The organism is Bacillus sp. MBGLi79, assembly GCF_002953915.1.
In genome coordinates this window covers 448,655-467,461 of record NZ_CP026521.1, presented here as the reverse complement: position 1 = coordinate 467,461, position 18,807 = coordinate 448,655, and the positions used below count along the sequence as shown (strand labels likewise).

At 47.4% G+C, this 18,807-nt stretch carries 17 protein-coding genes; 8 read left to right on the top strand and 9 right to left on the bottom strand.

The window, feature by feature from the left end:
• Nucleotides 1-12: 12 nt before the first annotated feature.
• From C1T29_RS02430 to C1T29_RS02415, 4 genes are read right to left on the bottom strand one after another with little or no spacing between them, the layout of a single operon-like run.
• The gene (locus C1T29_RS02430) at nt 13-477 is read right to left on the bottom strand and encodes a pyridoxamine 5'-phosphate oxidase family protein (protein WP_103749797.1); all 465 of its coding nucleotides are present in this window, start codon (nt 475-477) and stop codon (nt 13-15) included.
• Nucleotides 474-701, bottom strand: coding sequence for a phenolic acid decarboxylase subunit BsdD (gene bsdD / locus C1T29_RS02425; protein WP_071581061.1), 228 nt, complete (start codon nt 699-701; stop codon nt 474-476). Before bsdD ends, C1T29_RS02430 begins: the two co-directional genes overlap by 4 nt.
• A gap of 16 nt (nt 702-717) precedes the next feature.
• Nucleotides 718-2,139 (bottom strand): phenolic acid decarboxylase BsdC, encoded by a 1,422-nt coding sequence (gene bsdC / locus C1T29_RS02420; RefSeq protein WP_040084185.1) that lies wholly within the window; start codon nt 2,137-2,139, stop codon nt 718-720.
• Between the two features lie 2 nt (nt 2,140-2,141).
• A complete protein-coding gene (locus C1T29_RS02415) occupies nt 2,142-2,756 on the bottom strand; it encodes a non-oxidative hydroxyarylic acid decarboxylases subunit B (protein WP_103749798.1) in 615 nt (204 codons plus the stop codon).
• Between the two features lie 89 nt (nt 2,757-2,845).
• Between C1T29_RS02415 and bsdA the strand changes: the two genes are divergently transcribed.
• From bsdA to C1T29_RS02385, 6 genes are all read left to right on the top strand, one after another.
• Nucleotides 2,846-3,718, top strand: coding sequence for a transcriptional regulator BsdA (gene bsdA, locus C1T29_RS02410; RefSeq protein WP_069839841.1), 873 nt, complete (start codon nt 2,846-2,848; stop codon nt 3,716-3,718).
• Nucleotides 3,719-3,833: 115 nt separating this feature from the next.
• Complete coding sequence (gene tcyA, locus C1T29_RS02405; RefSeq protein ID WP_103749799.1) at nt 3,834-4,640, top strand: cystine ABC transporter substrate-binding lipoprotein TcyA; 807 nt, start codon at nt 3,834-3,836, stop codon at nt 4,638-4,640.
• On the top strand, nt 4,627-5,331 hold the full coding sequence (tcyB, locus tag C1T29_RS02400) for a cystine ABC transporter permease TcyB (protein WP_014662754.1): 705 nt from the start codon (nt 4,627-4,629) through the stop codon (nt 5,329-5,331). Before tcyA ends, tcyB begins: the two co-directional genes overlap by 14 nt.
• A gap of 13 nt (nt 5,332-5,344) precedes the next feature.
• A complete protein-coding gene (tcyC, locus tag C1T29_RS02395; protein ID WP_003246629.1) occupies nt 5,345-6,088 on the top strand; it encodes a cystine ABC transporter ATP-binding protein TcyC in 744 nt (247 codons plus the stop codon).
• Between the two features lie 319 nt (nt 6,089-6,407).
• Nucleotides 6,408-7,055: a YczE/YyaS/YitT family protein gene (locus C1T29_RS02390; protein WP_069839839.1), complete on the top strand. Its 648-nt coding sequence runs from the start codon at nt 6,408-6,410 to the stop codon at nt 7,053-7,055.
• Between the two features lie 103 nt (nt 7,056-7,158).
• Nucleotides 7,159-7,833 (top strand): 4'-phosphopantetheinyl transferase, encoded by a 675-nt coding sequence (locus C1T29_RS02385; protein ID WP_103749800.1) that lies wholly within the window; start codon nt 7,159-7,161, stop codon nt 7,831-7,833.
• Here C1T29_RS02385 and C1T29_RS02380 read toward each other — a convergent pair.
• Nucleotides 7,828-9,162 carry an aminotransferase-like domain-containing protein gene (locus C1T29_RS02380; RefSeq protein WP_103749801.1) on the bottom strand — a complete coding sequence of 445 codons (1,335 nt, stop codon included), beginning with the start codon at nt 9,160-9,162 and terminating at the stop codon, nt 7,828-7,830. The two genes, C1T29_RS02385 and C1T29_RS02380, sit on opposite strands and share 6 nt — an antisense overlap.
• Before the next feature lie 123 nt (nt 9,163-9,285).
• On the opposite strand from C1T29_RS02380, the gene C1T29_RS02375 reads away from it, so the two are divergent.
• Nucleotides 9,286-10,224 carry a DMT family transporter gene (locus C1T29_RS02375; protein WP_103749802.1) on the top strand — a complete coding sequence of 313 codons (939 nt, stop codon included), beginning with the start codon at nt 9,286-9,288 and terminating at the stop codon, nt 10,222-10,224.
• 53 nt (nt 10,225-10,277) lie between these two features.
• Entirely contained in the window at nt 10,278-10,835 is a 558-nt protein-coding gene (locus tag C1T29_RS02370) for a YcxB family protein (protein ID WP_071581069.1), read from the top strand.
• Nucleotides 10,836-10,849: 14 nt separating this feature from the next.
• Here C1T29_RS02370 and C1T29_RS02365 read toward each other — a convergent pair whose 3' ends face one another.
• The 4 genes from C1T29_RS02365 to C1T29_RS02350 all read right to left on the bottom strand — a co-directional run.
• Nucleotides 10,850-12,076, bottom strand: a complete 1,227-nt coding sequence (locus tag C1T29_RS02365) for an MFS transporter (protein WP_103749803.1) — start codon at nt 12,074-12,076, stop codon at nt 10,850-10,852.
• Nucleotides 12,077-12,176: 100 nt separating this feature from the next.
• The gene (gene srfAD / locus C1T29_RS02360) at nt 12,177-12,905 is read right to left on the bottom strand and encodes a surfactin biosynthesis thioesterase SrfAD (protein WP_095432801.1); all 729 of its coding nucleotides are present in this window, start codon (nt 12,903-12,905) and stop codon (nt 12,177-12,179) included.
• Nucleotides 12,906-12,933: 28 nt separating this feature from the next.
• Nucleotides 12,934-16,761, bottom strand: a complete 3,828-nt coding sequence (srfAC, locus tag C1T29_RS02355; RefSeq protein WP_103749804.1) for a surfactin non-ribosomal peptide synthetase SrfAC — start codon at nt 16,759-16,761, stop codon at nt 12,934-12,936.
• Between the two features lie 36 nt (nt 16,762-16,797).
• On the bottom strand, nt 16,798-18,807 hold a 2,010-nt coding region (locus C1T29_RS02350), incomplete at its 5' end, for a condensation domain-containing protein (RefSeq protein WP_231516535.1).

The following is an 18,807-nucleotide window of genomic DNA, read 5'->3' as shown; positions in this document are numbered from 1 at the left end:
AGGCTTTCGATATTATTGCTTCAATTCCTCAAGCGTCTTTTCCCATCTATTCAGCACCTCTTCAGGGCTGTGAAGCTGGATATGGACACCAGAAGTCAAAACAGCATATTTCGCAACGTCCTCCTTCACCGAAACGATGCGGCAGGCAAAACGGTCTCTATCATATTCGGCATCTTTCAAAGGCGGCAAAGGCGTGCATTCAAGCTTTACATAATAAGCGGCTCCCTTCCACCATGCCGTGAACTGAGCTTTTCCTGTGCGAAGGATATTGGCCGAAGTCATTGTGTTTTTCCACAGAGCGATTCGGATATCATTTCGGTTCAGCGCGATCATTTCCCCCGCACTGATCATAGCGGCATGCGGCCAGCCATCCTCTGATACTGTTTGCAGAACGAAGGCCTCATGCTGCTTCTCATTCAGGCGGTTCCCATTAAGCAGTTCAAAAAGACGGTCTGATAGACAGTTCACGCTGATCAAGCCTTTCGTTCCGGCACCGCCGGAACTTCAATGGCTGTTTCTGTTTCCTTCGGATCAATTTTAAACGCCGGATTGTATTTCGCGGGATTTGTAATGCTATCCGGTTCACAGGATCTCCATGTAAAAAAACATGTTTGGCACTGATAAACTTCCCATGCGCCTTCTACAGGCGATTTGCTCATGACTTCTCCCTTTTTTGAGTCGCATCGAGGACATGTATGCATTTCGAACATCCTTTCCTTATTTATTCATTAAGTCCATTAGTTTTTGTTCCCATTCTTTCGTTGTAAGCGGAGAGTCAAGCGGCTGTGAATAGTGGCCTCTTGTTTCCGGCGCAACCGGTGTAGTCGCGTCAAGAATCATTTTGTGCGTGATTCCTGACGGATTAGATCCCGGATCAAGCGGCAGAACAGATAAGTCCGGAATGATGACCGCATCGTGTTTCGGATGCATTTTGGTCGAAAGCGCCCACATGACCTGCGGGAGGTTGAATGGATCGACATCCTCATCAACGACAATGACCATTTTGCAGTAGCCAAGTCCGTGCGGTGTGGTCAATGCGCGCATGCCGACCGCTTTCGCAAATCCGCCATAACGGGTTTTTGTGGATACAATCGCGATTAAACCGTGTGTGTACATGGCGTTTACTGCCACAATTTCGTTCGGATACGCTTCTTTTAACTGCTGATAAAGCGGCACGCATGTGTTAATGCCGATCATGTAATCGCATTCTGTCCAAGGCATGCCTAAGTATAAATGTTCAAAGATCGGATTGTTTCTGTGATAGACGCGTTTAATTTTAATGATCGGCATGCTTCGTCCGCCGGAATAATGGCCTGTGAATTCACCGAACGGCCCTTCATATTCGCGCTCTCCGGCAATAATCTCACCTTCAAGCACCACTTCAGCGCCCCACGGAACATCAAGATCAGACAGCTTTGATTTGACGATGCGATATGGTTCGCCTTGAATCGCGCCTGCCATTTCGTATTCTGATTGATCATAGAGAAGCGGAGTCGATGCCGCTGTTGTAATAACCGGCTCACAGCCAAGCGCAATCGTGACTGGAAGATTGATGCCGCGTTCTTCAGCTTGGCGCAAATGGATGGCAATATCGTGCTGCGGCACAGGCTGAATGCCGAGGCGGTCTTTTCCTTTGACCTGCATTCTGTAAATGCCGACATTTTGTTTGCCAAAGTTGTCAGGGTCTTCAAGATCACGGGAAATGACACATGCTTTGTCTAAATAGTAGCCTCCATCACCTTGGTTAATTCTGAAAAGAGGCAGTATATCGAACAAATTGATATCTTCTGTGATTTCATTTTCATGAAATGGCGCTGTTTCCTCACGTTTGACCGGCATCGGAAACTGGTCATAACGCTTTGCGAATTCAAAAAACTGCTCTTTTACCGGTGTGTCTTTCGGCATACCCAGCATCATTGCATGGTTCGGCCAAGAGCCGATGACATTCATCGCAATTCGCGCGTTATGATAGCCATAAATGTTGTCAAATAAGAGCGCGGGGCTTTTATCGCCAAGGTTGCTGGCTGCGCGTGCGGCGGCCCCTAAATCAGGCTCCGGCTTTACCTCTTCATTCACTGTAAGCAGCTGTCCTTCTTTTTCGAGGGCTGCGAGAAATTCTCTGAAATCTTGATAAGCCATGATCAAGCTCCTCCTTTATGTTTTTCAATCCCATTCCAGCGCTTCGCTTCAGGAAGGCGAATGCCGAATTGGTCCAACGTTCTAAATACAATATGGTCAACCATTTCCTCTAAGCTGGTCGGCTGATTATAAAATGCCGGCATCGGAGGAAGAATGATTGTACCCATTTTCGTAAGCGCTAGCATATTTTCGAGATGTATTTGGTTCAAAGGCGTCTCTCTCGTTAAGAGGACGAGTTTTTTTCTCTCCTTGAGCATGACATCCGCCGCACGTGTCAGCAGATTATCCGCCATTCCGGTGCGAATGCTTGCGAGAGATTTCATGCTGCACGGCGCAACGATCATTCCATCGGTATCAAACGACCCGCTTGAAATGGCCGCCGCCTGGTCCTTATGTGAGTAAGTGTATGTGGCCAGCTGTTCTACTTCCTGTAAGGTATAGCCTGTTTCGTGTTTGATCGTGACGTTCGCCCAAGGAGACACAACGAGATGGGTTTCCACTCCGGCGGCCTTCAGCCACTGCAGCAGCCTGACCCCGAAAATCGCCCCTGTTGCCCCTGTCATTCCGACAACGAGTTTCACTTTGCCCCCTCCTTTACGCTTGAATTCTGCTTTCATTTCAATCATACTCCTGATATATCCATATGAAAAATATCTATAAAATCTATATTTAATACTTAAAAGGTATATTAAGGAGGCGCTTTCTTTTGGACATTCGCCAGCTTCGATACTTCATTACCATTGCCCAAGAACAGAAAATCACGTCCGCAGCCAAAAAGCTTCACATGGCGCAGCCGCCTTTAAGCAGGCAGCTCAAACAGCTGGAGGATGAGCTTGGTGTTGTTCTGTTTGATCGGAACAAGAAAAAACAAATGACGCTTACATATGAAGGAACTGTTTTTCTGAAAAGAGCAAAAGAGATTTTGCATAGGTTTGAAGATGCCGTCATCGAGGTACAGGAGCTGAAGGAGGAGGTAGCCGGCACGCTTGCCGTGGGTTCAACAATTTATTGCGCGGCTCTGATGCTTGAAAAAGTCACACAGATCAAAGAGAGATACCCCCATCTCACCTTTAATATTTGGGAAAATGAGCCTGCGACACTGTTGGAACTGCTGGAAAGCCGGCAAATCGATGCGGCGGTCACGACAACACTGATCAAAAGTGACAGAGTACAATTCAAGCAGCTTGATGACATTCCATGTGTGCTCGTGCTTTCAGATGAAGCCGGATATCCGTGCGGAGACACGATTAAAATGGAAGACATTCCTTCGTTTCCGCTGATACTGCTCCGGCCTGTTAACGGAAAAGGCGTTTATAATCAGGTCATGAATGAATTTCATCGTTTGAACCTGAAGCCGAGCATTGTTTGTGAATGCCATGACTCTGCAACTTTGCTCAGCCTCGTGTCATCCGGATTTGGTGCGTCCATTCTGCCTGTCACAATGATTCCCGTTCATATGCGAAATCACGTTCACACCGTCCATATCGAAAATAATCCCTTCATTATGACGCCTGCTGTCATGTGGAGAACGGACAGTTATTTGCCTAAACCGGCACAGCAATTTTTGGATTTATTTTAAAAGATTTTGTCTTATGAAAACCAAATACTTGACTCATACTAAAAAAAAGTTATCCTTTAGATTTGTAAGCTAATTTTTTATTTCAATAAAATCAACCAGAAAAGTGGGGAATAAGATGAAAAAAGCATTATTGGCTTTATTCATGGTCGTAAGTATTGCAACTCTTGCAGCTTGCGGAGCAGGAAATGACAATCAGTCAAAAGATAATGCCAAAGATGGCGATCTTTGGGCTTCAATCAAGAAAAAAGGTGTGCTCACAGTCGGAACGGAAGGAACATATGAGCCGTTCACTTACCACGACAAAGACACTGACAAGCTGACTGGCTATGATGTCGAAGTCATCACAGAAGTCGCAAAACGCCTCGGGCTGAAAGTCGATTTTAAAGAAACACAATGGGACAGCATGTTTGCCGGCCTGAATTCCAAACGGTTTGACGTTGTTGCCAACCAAGTCGGAAAAACAGACCGTGAGAACAAATATGATTTCTCAGATAAATACACAACATCAAGAGCCGTTGTCGTAACGAAAAAAGACAACAACGATATTAAGTCTGAAAAAGACGTAAAAGGAAAAACGTCAGCTCAATCACTGACAAGCAACTATAACAAACTAGCTACGAATGCCGGCGCTAAAGTAGAAGGCGTTGAGGGCATGGCACAAGCTCTTCAAATGATCCAGCAAGGCCGCGTTGATATGACCTACAACGATAAGCTTGCCGTATTGAACTACTTAAAAACATCCGGCAACAAAAACGTAAAAATCGCGTTTGAAACAGGCGATCCGCAGGAAACGTATTTCACGTTCCGTAAAGGAAGCGGCGAGGTTGTTGATCAAGTCAACAAAGCATTAAAAGAAATGAAAGAGGACGGGACTCTTTCTAAAATTTCTAAAAAATGGTTCGGCGAAGATGTTTCTAAATAATCTGCCGGCATTGACGCTTGGCACGGCGATCCCGTGGGATCTGGTGCAGCAGTCATTCTGGCCGATACTTTCAGGGGGAATCTACTATACGATTCCCCTTACGATTCTTTCCTTTATATTTGGAATGATCCTGGCGCTGATTACGGCGCTTGCCAGAATGTCGAAAGTGAGACCTTTGAGATGGGTGTTCAGCGTATACGTATCCGCAATACGCGGCACTCCTCTTCTCGTTCAATTGTTCATCATTTTCTATCTGTTCCCGGCCTTTAACATCACATTAGATCCATTTCCAAGCGCAGTTATCGCCTTTTCATTAAACGTCGGCGCCTATGCATCTGAAATCATCCGGGCATCTATTTTATCCGTGCCGAAAGGGCAATGGGAAGCCGGCTACACAATCGGCATGACACATCAGAAAACGCTGTTCCGCGTCATACTGCCGCAGGCGTTTCGTGTGTCGATCCCGCCATTATCCAATACTTTTATCAGCCTGATTAAAGATACATCCCTCGCCTCTCAAATTCTGGTCGCTGAGCTGTTCAGAAAAGCCCAGGAAATCGGCGCGCGGAATCTTGATCAAATTTTAGTGATCTATATTGAAGCAGCCTTTATTTATTGGATTATCTGCTTCCTGCTTTCACTCGTCCAGCATGTCATCGAACGGCGTCTTGACCGCTACGTGGCCAAATAAGGAGGTTCCGAGTATGCTTACCGTTAAGGGATTAAACAAATCATTCGGTGAAAATGAAATTTTAAAAAAGATAGATATGAAGATTGAAAAAGGAAAAGTCATCGCCATACTTGGGCCTTCAGGTTCAGGGAAAACGACGCTGCTCCGCTGCCTGAACGCGCTGGAGATTCCGAATCGCGGAGAGCTTGCATTTGATGATTTCTCCATCGATTTCTCCAAAAAGGTGAAACAGGCGGATATCCTAAAGCTTCGCCGAAAATCCGGAATGGTGTTTCAGGCGTATCACCTGTTCCCGCACCGCACAGCCCTCGAAAACGTGATGGAAGGCCCTGTTCAGGTGCAAAAACGGAACAAAGAGGAAGTCAGAAAAGAAGCGATCCAGCTTCTTGATAAAGTCGGATTGAAGGACAAAATGGATTTATATCCGTTCCAGCTTTCCGGCGGCCAGCAGCAGCGTGTCGGCATCGCCCGCGCACTGGCGATTCAGCCTGAGCTCATGCTGTTTGACGAACCGACCTCAGCGCTTGATCCGGAGCTCGTCGGAGAGGTGCTGAAGGTTATCAAGGACTTAGCCAATGAAGGCTGGACCATGGTCGTTGTGACCCACGAAATCAAGTTCGCGCAGGAAGTTGCTGATGAAGTCATCTTCATCGACGGCGGTGTTATCGTGGAGCAGGGACCGCCGGAGCAAATTTTCTCCGCCCCAAAAGAAGAACGGACACAACGGTTCTTGAACCGGATTTTGAACCCGCTGTAATAAGAAAAACAGGGCGCCTGCGCCCTGTTTCAGATTATTGACAAAATCCTAAAACGATTTTCGTTTTAGGATTTTGTGATTTTCAGCGTGATTGAAAACCTTTGAAGTCTAGGAAGGACGAGCATTGGAGCACAGCGAATGTTAAATTCGTGAGCACCGAAGCACAGGCCTGACAACGAATGCAAGGGTTTGCCAACACGCTGAAACAGGGCGCCTGCGGCGGCCCTGTTTTTTTGTTGAGCTCCTTTCGCCTATTCCGCCCTTCTGTCAGATGTGCTACAATGACAATCGACTGATTTTACGAAAGAAGGGACCTCACGTGAAGCAAGAACTTGTTCTGCGCTGGACATTTTATTTTGCCGGTTTGATCATTTTGGCTTTTGGTGTATCCCTGACGATAGAAGGAAAAGCACTCGGCATTAGTCCGTGGGATGCATTTCATTACAGCCTGTTTCAGCACTACGGGCTTACCGTCGGCCAGTGGTCCATCATTATTGGAGCGCTCATCGTCGGATTAACGTCATTGTTCACGAGGGCTTGGCCAAAAATAGGAGCGATCCTGAATATGGTGCTCATCGGTGTATTTATAGACTTTTTCAATTTTCTTCTGCCTGCTCCCTCGACCTACACGGGCTCCGTCATCGTCTTCTCTCTCGGCGTGGTGCTGATCGGTTACGGCGTCGGTGTTTATGTATCAGCAGGCCTTGGCGCGGGGCCGCGTGATTCACTGATGATGCTGATTACAGAAAAAACCGGCTGGAATGTGCAATGGGTGCGGAACGGCATGGAATTAACTATTTTATTTGCGGCATGGGGCATGGGCGGCCCGATCGGTTTTGGCACCATTTTGACCGCCATCTTCACCGGACTCATTTTGCGCTTTTCATTGCCGCAGTCAATCCAGCTGCTGAATTATGCCGTGGCAAGGCGGACAGCCGCTGTGAAAGCATCTCCGCCTGTACACTAAAACAAAGCCGTCTTGGCTTTGTTTTTTATTTTCTCCTCTATATGAGTCTTGTTGATGTATGATAGGATGGTTTTGACAATCTTTTGCAGACGGAGGACCTAGAATGAAGATTTACGGAATTTATATGGACCGCCCGCTTTCACAGGTAGAGACTGAACGGTTCATGTCTTTCATATCGCCTGAAAAACGGGAGAAATGCCGGAGATTTTATCATAAAGAAGATGCACATCGCACCCTGCTGGGAGATGTGCTTGTTCGTTCAGTCATAAGCGGGCAGTATCAGTTGGACAAATCCGATATCCGCTTTAGCACGCAGGAATACGGGAAGCCCTGCATCCCCGATCTTCCTGACGCCCATTTCAACATTTCTCATTCCGGCCGCTGGGTCATTGGTGCGTTTGATTCACAGCCCATCGGCATCGATATTGAAAAAATGAAACCGATCAGCCTTGAGATCGCCAAGCGCTTCTTTTCAAAAACAGAGTACAGCGACCTTTTAGCCAAAAACAAGGACGAGCAAACAGACTATTTTTATCATCTATGGTCAATGAAAGAAAGCTTTATCAAACAGGAGGGCAAGGGGTTATCACTACCGCTTGATTCCTTTTCAGTGCGCCTGCATCAGGACGGAGAAGTATCCATTGAGCTTCCGGACAGCCATTCCCCCTGCTATATCAAAACGTATGATGTCGATCCCGGCTACAAAATGGCTGTATGCGCCGCGCACCCTGATTTCCCTGAGGATATCACAATGGTCTCGTACGAAGCGCTTTTATAAATGGCTCATCAACAGCTTGACACCGCGATCAATATCTTCCGTTTTCACATTGGATATATTGATTTTTAATAGATTTTCTTTTGGATAACCTGATAAATAATGACGGTCTATCGCCTCAAGGTGAACCCCTTGTTTTTTCAGTCTATGAATCACTCTTGAGGCCGATAGATCCTCAGGAAGCACCAGATGGGTGTGCATACAGGGTGTCTGGGCGCCCGAAAACGTAAAGCGTCCGCTTCCCAGCTGCCTGTGGGTTTGAATGGCTTGATGAAGCCTCAGTGATCGCTCCTTATAGGAATCTCTGATTTTCTCCTTGTGCCTGCCATACATACCGCTTTTCAGATAAATCTCCAATGCCGCTTGAGAAATCATCGAACAGTCGATGTCGTTCAGCTTTTTGTACGCATGAAACATGTCAGTCAGTGCTTCGGGCAAAACAGCCGCCCCCACGCGAAGGCCGGGAAACATCATTTTCGAGAAGCTTTTTAAATAAATGACATGTGAGGACAGGTCATATGCGTGCAGCGGATCTGCCTTTTTATTTTCCTCCAAATCACCGAGATAATCATCCTCAACGAGATAGACATCATACGCTTCTGCCATTCTCACAAGCTCCTGTTTATCACGCTCTGACAAAGAGCAGCCAAGCGGGTTATGGAAGCGCGGCATCGTGTAAAAAAATTTGATCGATTCTGTTTGAAACAGCCGCTCAACCTCGGCTATATCAAGCCCTTCTTCCGTTCGTTTCACCCCGATGGCGGGAATTCCAAGCGTCTCAAGCTGTTCGACCATCAAATGGTAGCCCGGCTGTTCAATGGCGATCTTCTCTTTCCCATTTGGAAACGGCATGGCACAAAGCAAGGATAACGCCTGCTGGACACCTGAAGTAATGAAAATGTGCCGTTCATCCGCAAATACCTGCTGATTGGCCAAGAGCTTTCGGAGTACACGGATGAGTGATGGAAGCCCCTTTGGCGTCCCATAAATAAACAAATCGTTTTTATATGTATCAATCGCTTTGTTGATGCAGTGCTGAAAAGCAAGATACGGAAACACATCTGGATCCGGCGCAGATGTGGCAAAGTCGATGGGGCCAGGCTGCCCGCTTTTTGATTTCCCCGTCTTTTTCACAATATAATAGCCGCTTTTCGGAACGGAATAGATAAGGTGGCGCTTTTCCAGCTCCTGCAGCGCGCGGATCACTGTGCTTTTGCTGACTTGGTGGCGGGCGGACAGCTGACGGATAGATGGAAGCCTGTCTCCTTCTTGATAGGCGGTGCTTTGCATCATCTCCTCTATCCTCGTTAATAGACACATATATTTCTCCATGTCTTCTCCTCCTGTTTTGTACCGGTACAGTTCATTGTTTTTCTCATTGTACCGTGCTGACCGCGGCCATACAATAAAGAGAGCGACCGGCGCTGCAATTCAGGTAAAGGAGCACCTCCCATTATGGTTAAACATCAGCAAGCCTCCGCTTATATAGCGGCTGTTTTATATTCGGTTATTATCGGTTTATCCTTTCTATTTGTAAAAATCGCACTGCAAACAGCAGAGCCGTTTGATATTCTGGCGCACCGGTTCACCATTGCGTTTGCTGCGGCCACTGTACCTGTCTTATTCGGCTGGGTAAAGCTTTCAATCCGCGTAAAGGACGTCATTGCCATTTTGCCGCTCGCCCTGCTGTATCCCGCGCTATTTTTCAGCTTTCAGGCATTCGGCCTTGTGTACTCGTCCTCATCTGAAGCGGGGGTTATTCAGGCAGCCATTCCGATTTTCACGATGGTGTTTGCCGCTTATGTTTTAAAAGAACGCCCGACGTGGATGCAAAAGGGGTTCACGGTTTTATCCGTTGCCGGTGTCATGTTTATTTTTGTGATGAAAGGCGTTGACTTGGAATCAGCCAGCTTAAAAGGGTCTTTGCTGATACTGTTATCCGCCTTGTCTTCAGCGATGTACAATACCGCTGCCAGAAAAATGACGCAGCGGTTCAAGCTGACCGAGCTTACCTACATCATGTCTGCCATCGGCTTTATCGTCTTCAACGCCATTGCCCTTGTGCGCCACGGAGCGGCAGGAACTGTCGGCACTTATTTTCTGCCATTCCGGGAGCCCGGCTTTGTTCTCGCCATTTTGTATTTGGGCGTGCTGTCTTCACTTGTCACTTCATTCTTGTCTAACTATACGCTGTCACGGATTGAGGCGTTTAAAATGAGTGCTTTTAATCATGTATCTACTATCGTAACGATGATTGCAGGAGTGGTGATTCTAAACGAAAGCCTTGCCTGGTATCACTTTGCCGGAGCGGTTTGTATTATGATTGGCGTGCTGGGGAGCAATACCAATCTGCAGAAAAAAACAAAGCGCTCTGGTATGCCTGCAAAAAAATGAGAAATTATGCTAGACTGAAAGGAAAAACATGGTTAGAGGTGTAGGTTTACCGTATGATTCAATATGCTAGTGAAAGTATCATTCTTCCAGGAGAAATCACTTTTAAGGATGTAAGAGAAATCTTTTTTTATCAAATCGCAAAAATGTCATGCTTTTACTTTCTGTTGTGTTGCGCCATATTTGCTGCAGTTAACTTCATTAACGGATGGCCCCGTATCGTTTATGGCAGTGACGCGCTTAACTTGTTTATGAACAGTATGTTGATTATCGTGATGTCCGTTCTGTTTACACTGCTGCTTCTCCTTCTTCTATATGTGAAGTTTTCCAGAGCATACAAGAAGAACGAACGGATGAAATCCAAAAGAACATATACTGTGAATCAAGAAGGAATTCGTATAAGTTCTAAAAAATATGACCTCATTTTCAATTGGAATGAAATCACAGCTGTTTTCGAATATAAGAATATCTTTCGGATCAATACATCCAGCAGCCAATATATTGCGATACCAAAACATTTTTTTCATTCCGAAGTGGAGATGAACAGATTCAAGGAGATTATCCTTAAAAATACCGAAACAAAAAAACTCAAATTTAAAAAGGATCGGCATTGATAGTGCCGGTCCTTTTATATTGATTGATGGGTTTCTTTTGCCTTTTGTTTATCGAAAAACGGCACAAGCTCTATTACAGCCGATACACCCACAAACACGATACACACAGCAACAATCAGCAGATAATCATGAGTCATGTCAAAAAACAAACCGCCCGTATACACACTGAGAGCCCCGGCAACCTGATGGATAAAGAAATTGATGCCTAACAGCGAACCTATCAATCCTGTTTGATAGCTTTCTGAAATTGACGCCGCGGTCAGCGGGATCACGCCTGTGTAACTGAGTCCAAATAACAGGATAAAGCCAAAATACCAAAGTTCGCTGTGATGAATTCCGAGAATGGGGATGAGCAGGCAAATCAGGCTGAGCAGCCGGATGAAAAATAAGATGGATAGCATGATGCTTCTGCTGCCGAGGAGATCTGACAGCCAGCCCGCCAATAATCCGCCAATGATAATAAACGCCCCGAACGCGGCCATCATTCCGTTAACATGAGGGACATGCGCATCCTTCAGTATCGGGACGAGGTGAGCATCAATGATTCCCATCGTAAATCCGCAAGTAAACACCCCGAAGTACAGGATATGAATGAGGCGAGACTGCTTCATCACGTTCCAAAATCCCCGCCAGTCATAAGATTTTTTCACTGACTGCACTTGTGCATGTGGCGGATGCTTCATCCCGAAGGCGAGGAGCGGCAGCAGAACAGCCGCCATGACAATTCCCAAAATGGTATAGGTGTTCTGCCAGCCGGCATGGTACGGAGCCGCTGCCCAAATGGGCGAGAGAAGCAGCAAGCCCGCAGAGTTGGCATTGGTCAAAATAGCAAGCGCCAGACCTTTGTGTGTGTCAAACCAGCGGCTGATGAAATACTGGGTCGTCACGCCGACCGCACAGGAATAGCCGATCCCGCCAAGCACACCGTAAATAGCGGAAAACACATGAACATTTGGTGAATACGGAAGCACCAAAAAGCTAGCGCTGATGCAAACAGCACCCAGCGCCATAATTTTTCTGACGCTGAAACGGTCGATAAAAAAACCGACAAAAAACTGGACGATGCCGGTTGTGATCATAAAAATGCTGACAGAAACCGAGATCAGCGACCTGTCGGCATGGAAGGTATCCGCCATTGGCAGCATAAAAAATTGAAAGGAGTTTCTGAATGAGTTCATTCCGATGGCGAAAACAAACGTAAACAGCAATACAAACCATTTCATCCTGGGAGACGTGCGCATGTTTTGACCTGCCTTTATTTGAGTATTTCGACTATTATACCATGCAAAAATTGTCATTCCACACTAAAAAAGCGGAACAGCCTAAGCTGTCCGCTTTTGATCACGATTGAATGATCGGATGCTGATTCAAGATTGCAAAAATCCGTTCTGCGACTTCTTCCGTTTGTGACAGCAGGAACATGTGGCCGCCGTCAAATTGATGGAATGTGATGTCTTTTGCCCACTTCTTCCAGCCTTCCGCATCTCGCATGCATTTTTTATCATCAAGCCCGTTAAAGACATGAACAGGCGATTGGATCGGGGCCAGATCGTGAAGCACAAATTGTTCAAGCGCCCTGTAGTCCGATCGGAAGGAAGGCAGGAAAAAGGACATGACCTCCTTATTTTCAACAAGCTCTGCGGGCATTCCGCCTAATTTGATAATATGATCAAGGAATTGATCATCAGGCAGATGGGACACTTTCTTCCGCTGAATATGGGGCGGCTGTATCGCAGAAATGATAACGGCCTGTGGAAAGATGCCTTCCCGCTCAAGCTTTTGCGCCAGCCTGAAGGTGATCATGCCGCCCATACTGTGTCCGAACAGCACAAACGGCCGATCAGGGCCCAGGTTCAGTTCTTGCTTGTACAAATCCGTCAGCTCTTCGAGATCCTCAATGGCTGTCGTTTGATTCGTGCCGTGTCCCGGCGGCTCAGCAGCAAGCATCTCACACTCCCCCTGCAAAAAAGCATGGAGAGGGCGAAACGACGCTGAGTAGCCGCCGGCAAACGGAAAACAGATGAGCTGCGTTTTTTCCGACGCATCAAATGATTTGAAGAGTTGGCTCATTGGCTGTCTCCTCCTTTCATCACTTCATTTAAGAAACCGTTACGGTTTGTGTATTAAGAAATTCGAGCAAAATTACGGCATTCCTATCTAGCGTTTCGCCCTGCAGCATTTCTGCGTGTGTTCCGAAGCCTCTTTTCATACGATAAGCACCTGTTGTTGCCTCTTCCCATGAAGCAAGCCATTCCGGCATGTCAAAATCAGTGCCTGAAGTCAGCAGATCAATATCTGCTTTCACCTGGCCTGTGCTGATCAGGCTGACGTAGTATGAGTAAAAGGCATGTGTTTTTTGCTTAAGTCCTTGTTTGACGGCTTCGCTGTTGAGCGCTTCATTGTCCCGGTTGACATTCATCAACGCTTCGACATCACTTTCAACCGTGCGTCCGTCCAGATCACTGACACCTTGTTTTTTATAGGAATCCACCATGATGATCCGCTGAACAATACGGCCTTGTTCCTCAAGCTTTTTGGCAGCTTCAAACGCCAGGCTGCATCCTGCTGAATATCCAAACAAAGTCAAAGGCCCTTCCGGCTGAAGCTTCTGGATCAAATCCGTATAGCGGTCAAGGCGATTTTCTTCCTCAATGAAGTCAAAGGCGCACAGCTTGTATGACGGCAAGCGGTTGGCCAGGTTTTGGTACATGAGGCCATAGCCCAAGACTGGAGGAAATGCGAAAATGATCTGTTCCTGATCGGGATTCATTATCGTTACATCCTGTAATCCATCTGAGCCCCCGTTTTTCAAAAACGCTGAAATACCGGCGATTGTCGGCGCTTCAAACAAAACCTTTACCGGAAGATCAATCCCGAGCTCCTTCTTGATGCGGGAGGCGGCGGTCATTGCCTTCAAGGAATGTCCTCCGAGCACAAAGAAATCGTCATGAATGCCGACTTGTTTTCTGCCGAGAACCTCAGACCAGATTTGCGCGATTGTTTCTTCCATCTCGTTTCGCGGTCCGATCCATTCTTCCGCCAGCTGATCCTGATCAGGTTTTGGCAGCAGCCGTTTATTGACTTTCCCGTTTGTCGTTAAAGGAAGCTCATCCAAGAAGGTAAAGGTTTGCGGCACCATGTAAGCAGGAAGCTGTTTTTTCAGGTGCGCCTTTACGCCTTCAGCTGAAAGCTGCGTCCGGGTCACCAGGTAGGCGTTGATTGATGCATCGCCAGACTCAGGGCAGTCCGCAACAACGACCGCATCTTTCACTCCCGGGTATTCCTGCAGCTGCTTTTCAATTTCTTCAAGCTCAATCCGGTGTCCCCGTATTTTGACCTGATCGTCAATACGGCCGGCGTATTCAATCGTTCCATCCGGCAGCCAGCGTGCTAAATCCCCTGTGCGGTAAAGCATTTCTTTCGGCTTAAACGGGTTCTTGATAAACTTTTGCTTCGTGAGGTCAGCACGATTTACATATCCTTTTGACACGCCCATTCCGCTGATGCACAGTTCACCGATCGCCCCGAATGGCTGGAGCTGGCTTTGCTCATTCAGAATATAAATACTGGCATTGCTGATCGGCTTTCCGATCGGCAATGAGGAGATGGAATCCGGTATATCATGCACGACGTGAGCAGTCGCAAACACTGTTCCCTCAGTCGGCCCGTAGCAGTTAATCAGCTTGCCCGGCCCCATGACCCGCAGCGCTTTCCTGACGTGCGGCACAGACGCGCGCTCCCCGCCAAATAACACACAGCGAAGCCCCTTCATCCAATCCTCTCCCGCATCTGTGAGAAGATTAAACAGCGCAGTTGTGGCAAACATGACATTGACATTCTCCTGCTTGATCAGATCAGTGAGCCGCTCTGTATCAAGCAGCGTATGTTCATCTGCGATAATGAGCCGTGCCGCATTCAGTATGGAAGCGTAGAAATCAAAGGTAAATGCGTCGAAGGCGTAATTCGACACAGATAAGAACGTATCTTTTTCAGAAAATGCCATGTAGTCTACATGCTTGACCAAACCTTGAATATTGGCATGAGTGGTCATATTGCCCTTCGGCTTTCCGGTTGTGCCCGACGTGTACATAATATATGCCGGATCATCGGGATCAATCACGGTGGCAGGATCGCTTTCCTTTTCCTCAAACCGTGTTTGATCATCGATGACGAGCGTTGTGCCTGTATACGGCAGCTGAGCCGCTTGTTCTTTCATCTCCTGATGTGTCAGCAGACAAGCTGCCGCACTGTCAGTCAGCATATACGAGATTCGGTCCTCTGGCAGCTTCGGGTCAACCGGCAGATAAGCCGCTCCCGCCTTTAATACACCGAGAATGCCGATTACCAGTTCAAGTGAGCGTTTCGTGTACAGCGCTACAACGGAGCCTTTGCCCGCACCGTGTTTTTGCAAACGGTTTGCAAGGCGGTTCGCTTCCTGATCTAATTCGCGATAAGACAGGGTCTGGCCGGAATACGTAAGCGCCGGTGCATTCGGATTGACATTCACCGCTTCCTTAAACCAATCGGTCAGAGGCTTTGTCTCATGAGTTTGAGCCGGCGGGTTTAAGCCGGTAAGCAAAAATTCTCTCTCCCTGTCGTCAACGAGGTTGATCGTGCTGACAGGCTGATCCGGATTCTGGATGAGCTGCTGAATTGCTGTGAGAAGCTGAGATTTCAAGCGCAGGATGAACGCTTCATCAAACACATTCTCATTATAAGCAAGCTTAATCAGCATCTCTTCACCTGGAGAAGCCATCAGGTTGAGATCATAATTCGACTTCTCAAAAACATGAACATCCACCATATCAAAGCCGTTTTCACTGCTTTCTTCATTTTTCGCATCCTGAAGCGGATAGTTTTCAAAAACAATGATGTGGTCAATCAGTTTCGGCTGATCGGCCTGGCTTTGGATGTCATAAAGCGGCACATATTGATGCGGCTCGGACTGCAGCGATTGCTCCTGCAGCTGCTTGAGCAAGCCGGTAAATGTGATATCCTTAGACAGCTTCACACGTCTCGGGACAACGTTGATAAACAGTCCAACCATATGTTCAACGCCTTTAATTTCCGCGGGACGCCCGGAAACGACTGTACCAAACGTTAAATCGCCAGACTGCTGATAGCGGCTGATCAATACGCTCCAGACTGCCTGCAGCGCCGTGCTTAAAGTGGTATGCTGCGATTTTGCAAGCTCGGTAAAGGCCTTTGTTTCCGCCTTCGGCAATGAAAAGAGCAGCTCTTTCGGCTCATAGCCGTCCTTTTGTTTCTTTCTTTGCTCCGCAAACGTCGTTTGTCCCTCAACATCCTTTAAGTACTCGCGCCAGTAACGCAGTGATGCGTGTTTATCCTGCTTTTCAAGCCACTTGATATAGTCTTTATACGGTTTGACTGGCGGCAGGCTGTACGGCTTTTGTTCGCGCAGAGCATTGTATACTTTAAATAGATCTTGTACGACGATGCCGAAGCACCAGCCGTCCAAAATAATGTGGTGGTAGCTCCATACCCATTCAAAGCTTTCTTCAGCTTTTTTGAAAACAGCTGCCCGCATCGGAATATCCCGCGTCAAATCAAAGCCTCTGATCTTATCCTGTTCCTTGTATTCATTGATTTTGGCTGCTTGCTCGCTGTCTGTTACATGTGTCAGATCGATTTCTTCTATATGAAACTGCCGTTTTTTCAATACGACTTGGACAGGCCTTTTTACTTTTTCGTGAATGAACACGGTACGAAATACATCGTACCGGTCCATGATCACATTCATGCTTTCTTCTAGGCATTTGATATTCAAGCTGCCTTTTACTTTCATCGTGATCTGTTCAAGGTAAAAGCTTTGGCCGGGATTCAGGATGGTATGAAACATCATCCCTTCCTGCATCGGCGATAGGTAATACATATCTTGAACCTGATCCTTGCTAAATTGACTCATATGTTTCGCTCCCGCCTTCTGTAATTCCCTTGCGTTTTATTTTAAATTCTCCTCAAGCATGTCAAAGATATCTCCCATCTCATCCATTTCAAGGTTTTCGGCGCTGAAGTCGCTTGGTGTGAATTCCTTGTCTTCTTTTTCCGTGCAATGGCGGATCAGCATCAGAAGATTTTCTTTAAACCGTTCCATTCGCTCTTCAATCGTAGCTCTTTCAAACTCCTTCTCATTGTAGGAGCAGGAAAGCACAAACCGGCCGTTTCTGATCATGCCGCTGAAGCTTAAAGCGTACAGCGCCTCTGATTCTCCGCTTACTTGGCGCCCCATATCGAAAGCGGACGGTTCAAAGAAATCGGTTTTGACTTCACTGTCGAATTGGCCCAAATAGTTGAAGCTGATCTCCGGTGTGAAGCCCTTTGTTTCCGCTGTTTCTGTGAAATAACGAAGAATGCCGTAGCCAACACCTTTATCCGGAATGCGGCGCAGGTTTTCTTTGACTGTTTTGATCACAGCTGAGGCATCTGCTTCAGACATGTCGAGCACAACTGGGTATTGTGCCGTAAACCAGCCGACCGTTCTGGAGATATTCACATTCGGGATGATGTCCTCCCGGCCGTGTCCCTCAAGGTTAATGCCGATTTTGGCACCGTCTGTCCATTCTTTCATTGTCAAACCAAGCGCGCTGAGAAGTATATCGTTGATTTCAGTTCCATATGGCTGATGAACATCTGTTAAAAGATGCTTCGTGTCTTCTTCCGTTAATTCACATAGGACGGATGATGTATCCTTGACGATCCGCTGCTCTGTTTCACAATCCTTCGGTAAAGGAGAAACCTGCTCAGCGGCAATTTGCGACCAGTATTCAGCCTGCTGTAAAAGATGCGCTGATTGGCTGAATGCTGCCAGTTCTTCCGCCCAGTCCTTGAAGGAGTTTGTTTTTTGCGGGAAGACAAGGCTCTCTTCTTTCTCAGCCTGCATGTAGCCTGAAGCAAAATCTTCAAGCAAAATCCGCCATGACACACCGTCGACCACGAGATGGTGTACAGCGATGAGCAGGTGATCCCCAGCTTCCGTGCGGTATTGCTCCGCCTTTAGAAGGGGCCCGTTTTGCAGATCGATACTGCTTTGCAGCCTGTTCGCCAGAATCTTAATCTGGTTTTTCAGCATCTCTTCATCAGAGCCGTATAGATCCACGATTTCGAAACTTACCTTGCTCTCACCGATCGGTTGATACGCCTGAATGATGTCCCCGTTTTCCTCACGGTAAACCATGCGAAGCGCGTCATGATGCTCGATCAGCGCCTGCAATGTTTTCTCCACACGTTCAGGGTCAAAGCCCTTCGCGGCGTGAAGCATCACCGATTGGTTCCAGTGGTGCTTGTTCGTGAAGTTCTTTTCATAGAACCAGCGCTGAATCGGCGTCAGGATGACTTCGCCCTCCACAGGGCCTTGGTCTGCCTGTTTGCCTTCGGCACGCTCCACGTATTGGGTCAGCTCCTCGATCGTCGGGTGCTGGAAGAGGTCTTTCATTTCCAGCTTCCAGCCGTGCTGGTTCAAGCGGCTCGCCATCTGAATTCCTTTGATGGAATCTCCGCCAAGCGAGAAGAAATTATCGGTGACACCGACTTCAGCCATTCCAAGCACGTCCTGCCAGATGCCGGCAAGCAGCTCTTCCATGTCGGTCGTCGGCGCTTTGTATTCTCCGCTTCCCGCTTCGATGTCCGGCTCAGGCAAGGCTTTGCGGTCCACTTTGCCGTTTGCCGTAACCGGAAGCTCGCTCAGCGTTACCCAGAACGCCGGGATCATGTAATCAGGCAGGGTTTCCTTCAGTGCTGATTTCAGTGCTTCTATGTCAGCTGATTCCGGTGTGACATACGCCGCGATCGCTGTATTGCCGCCTTTATCCTTCACGGCTGTCACTGCCGCATCCTGCACCTCAGAAAGCTGCGCGAGCTGGACTTCGATTTCTGAGAGCTCGATTCGGTAGCCGCGGACCTTGACCTGCTGGTCGATTCGGCCGATGTATTCGATGCCGCCGTTCACCCACTT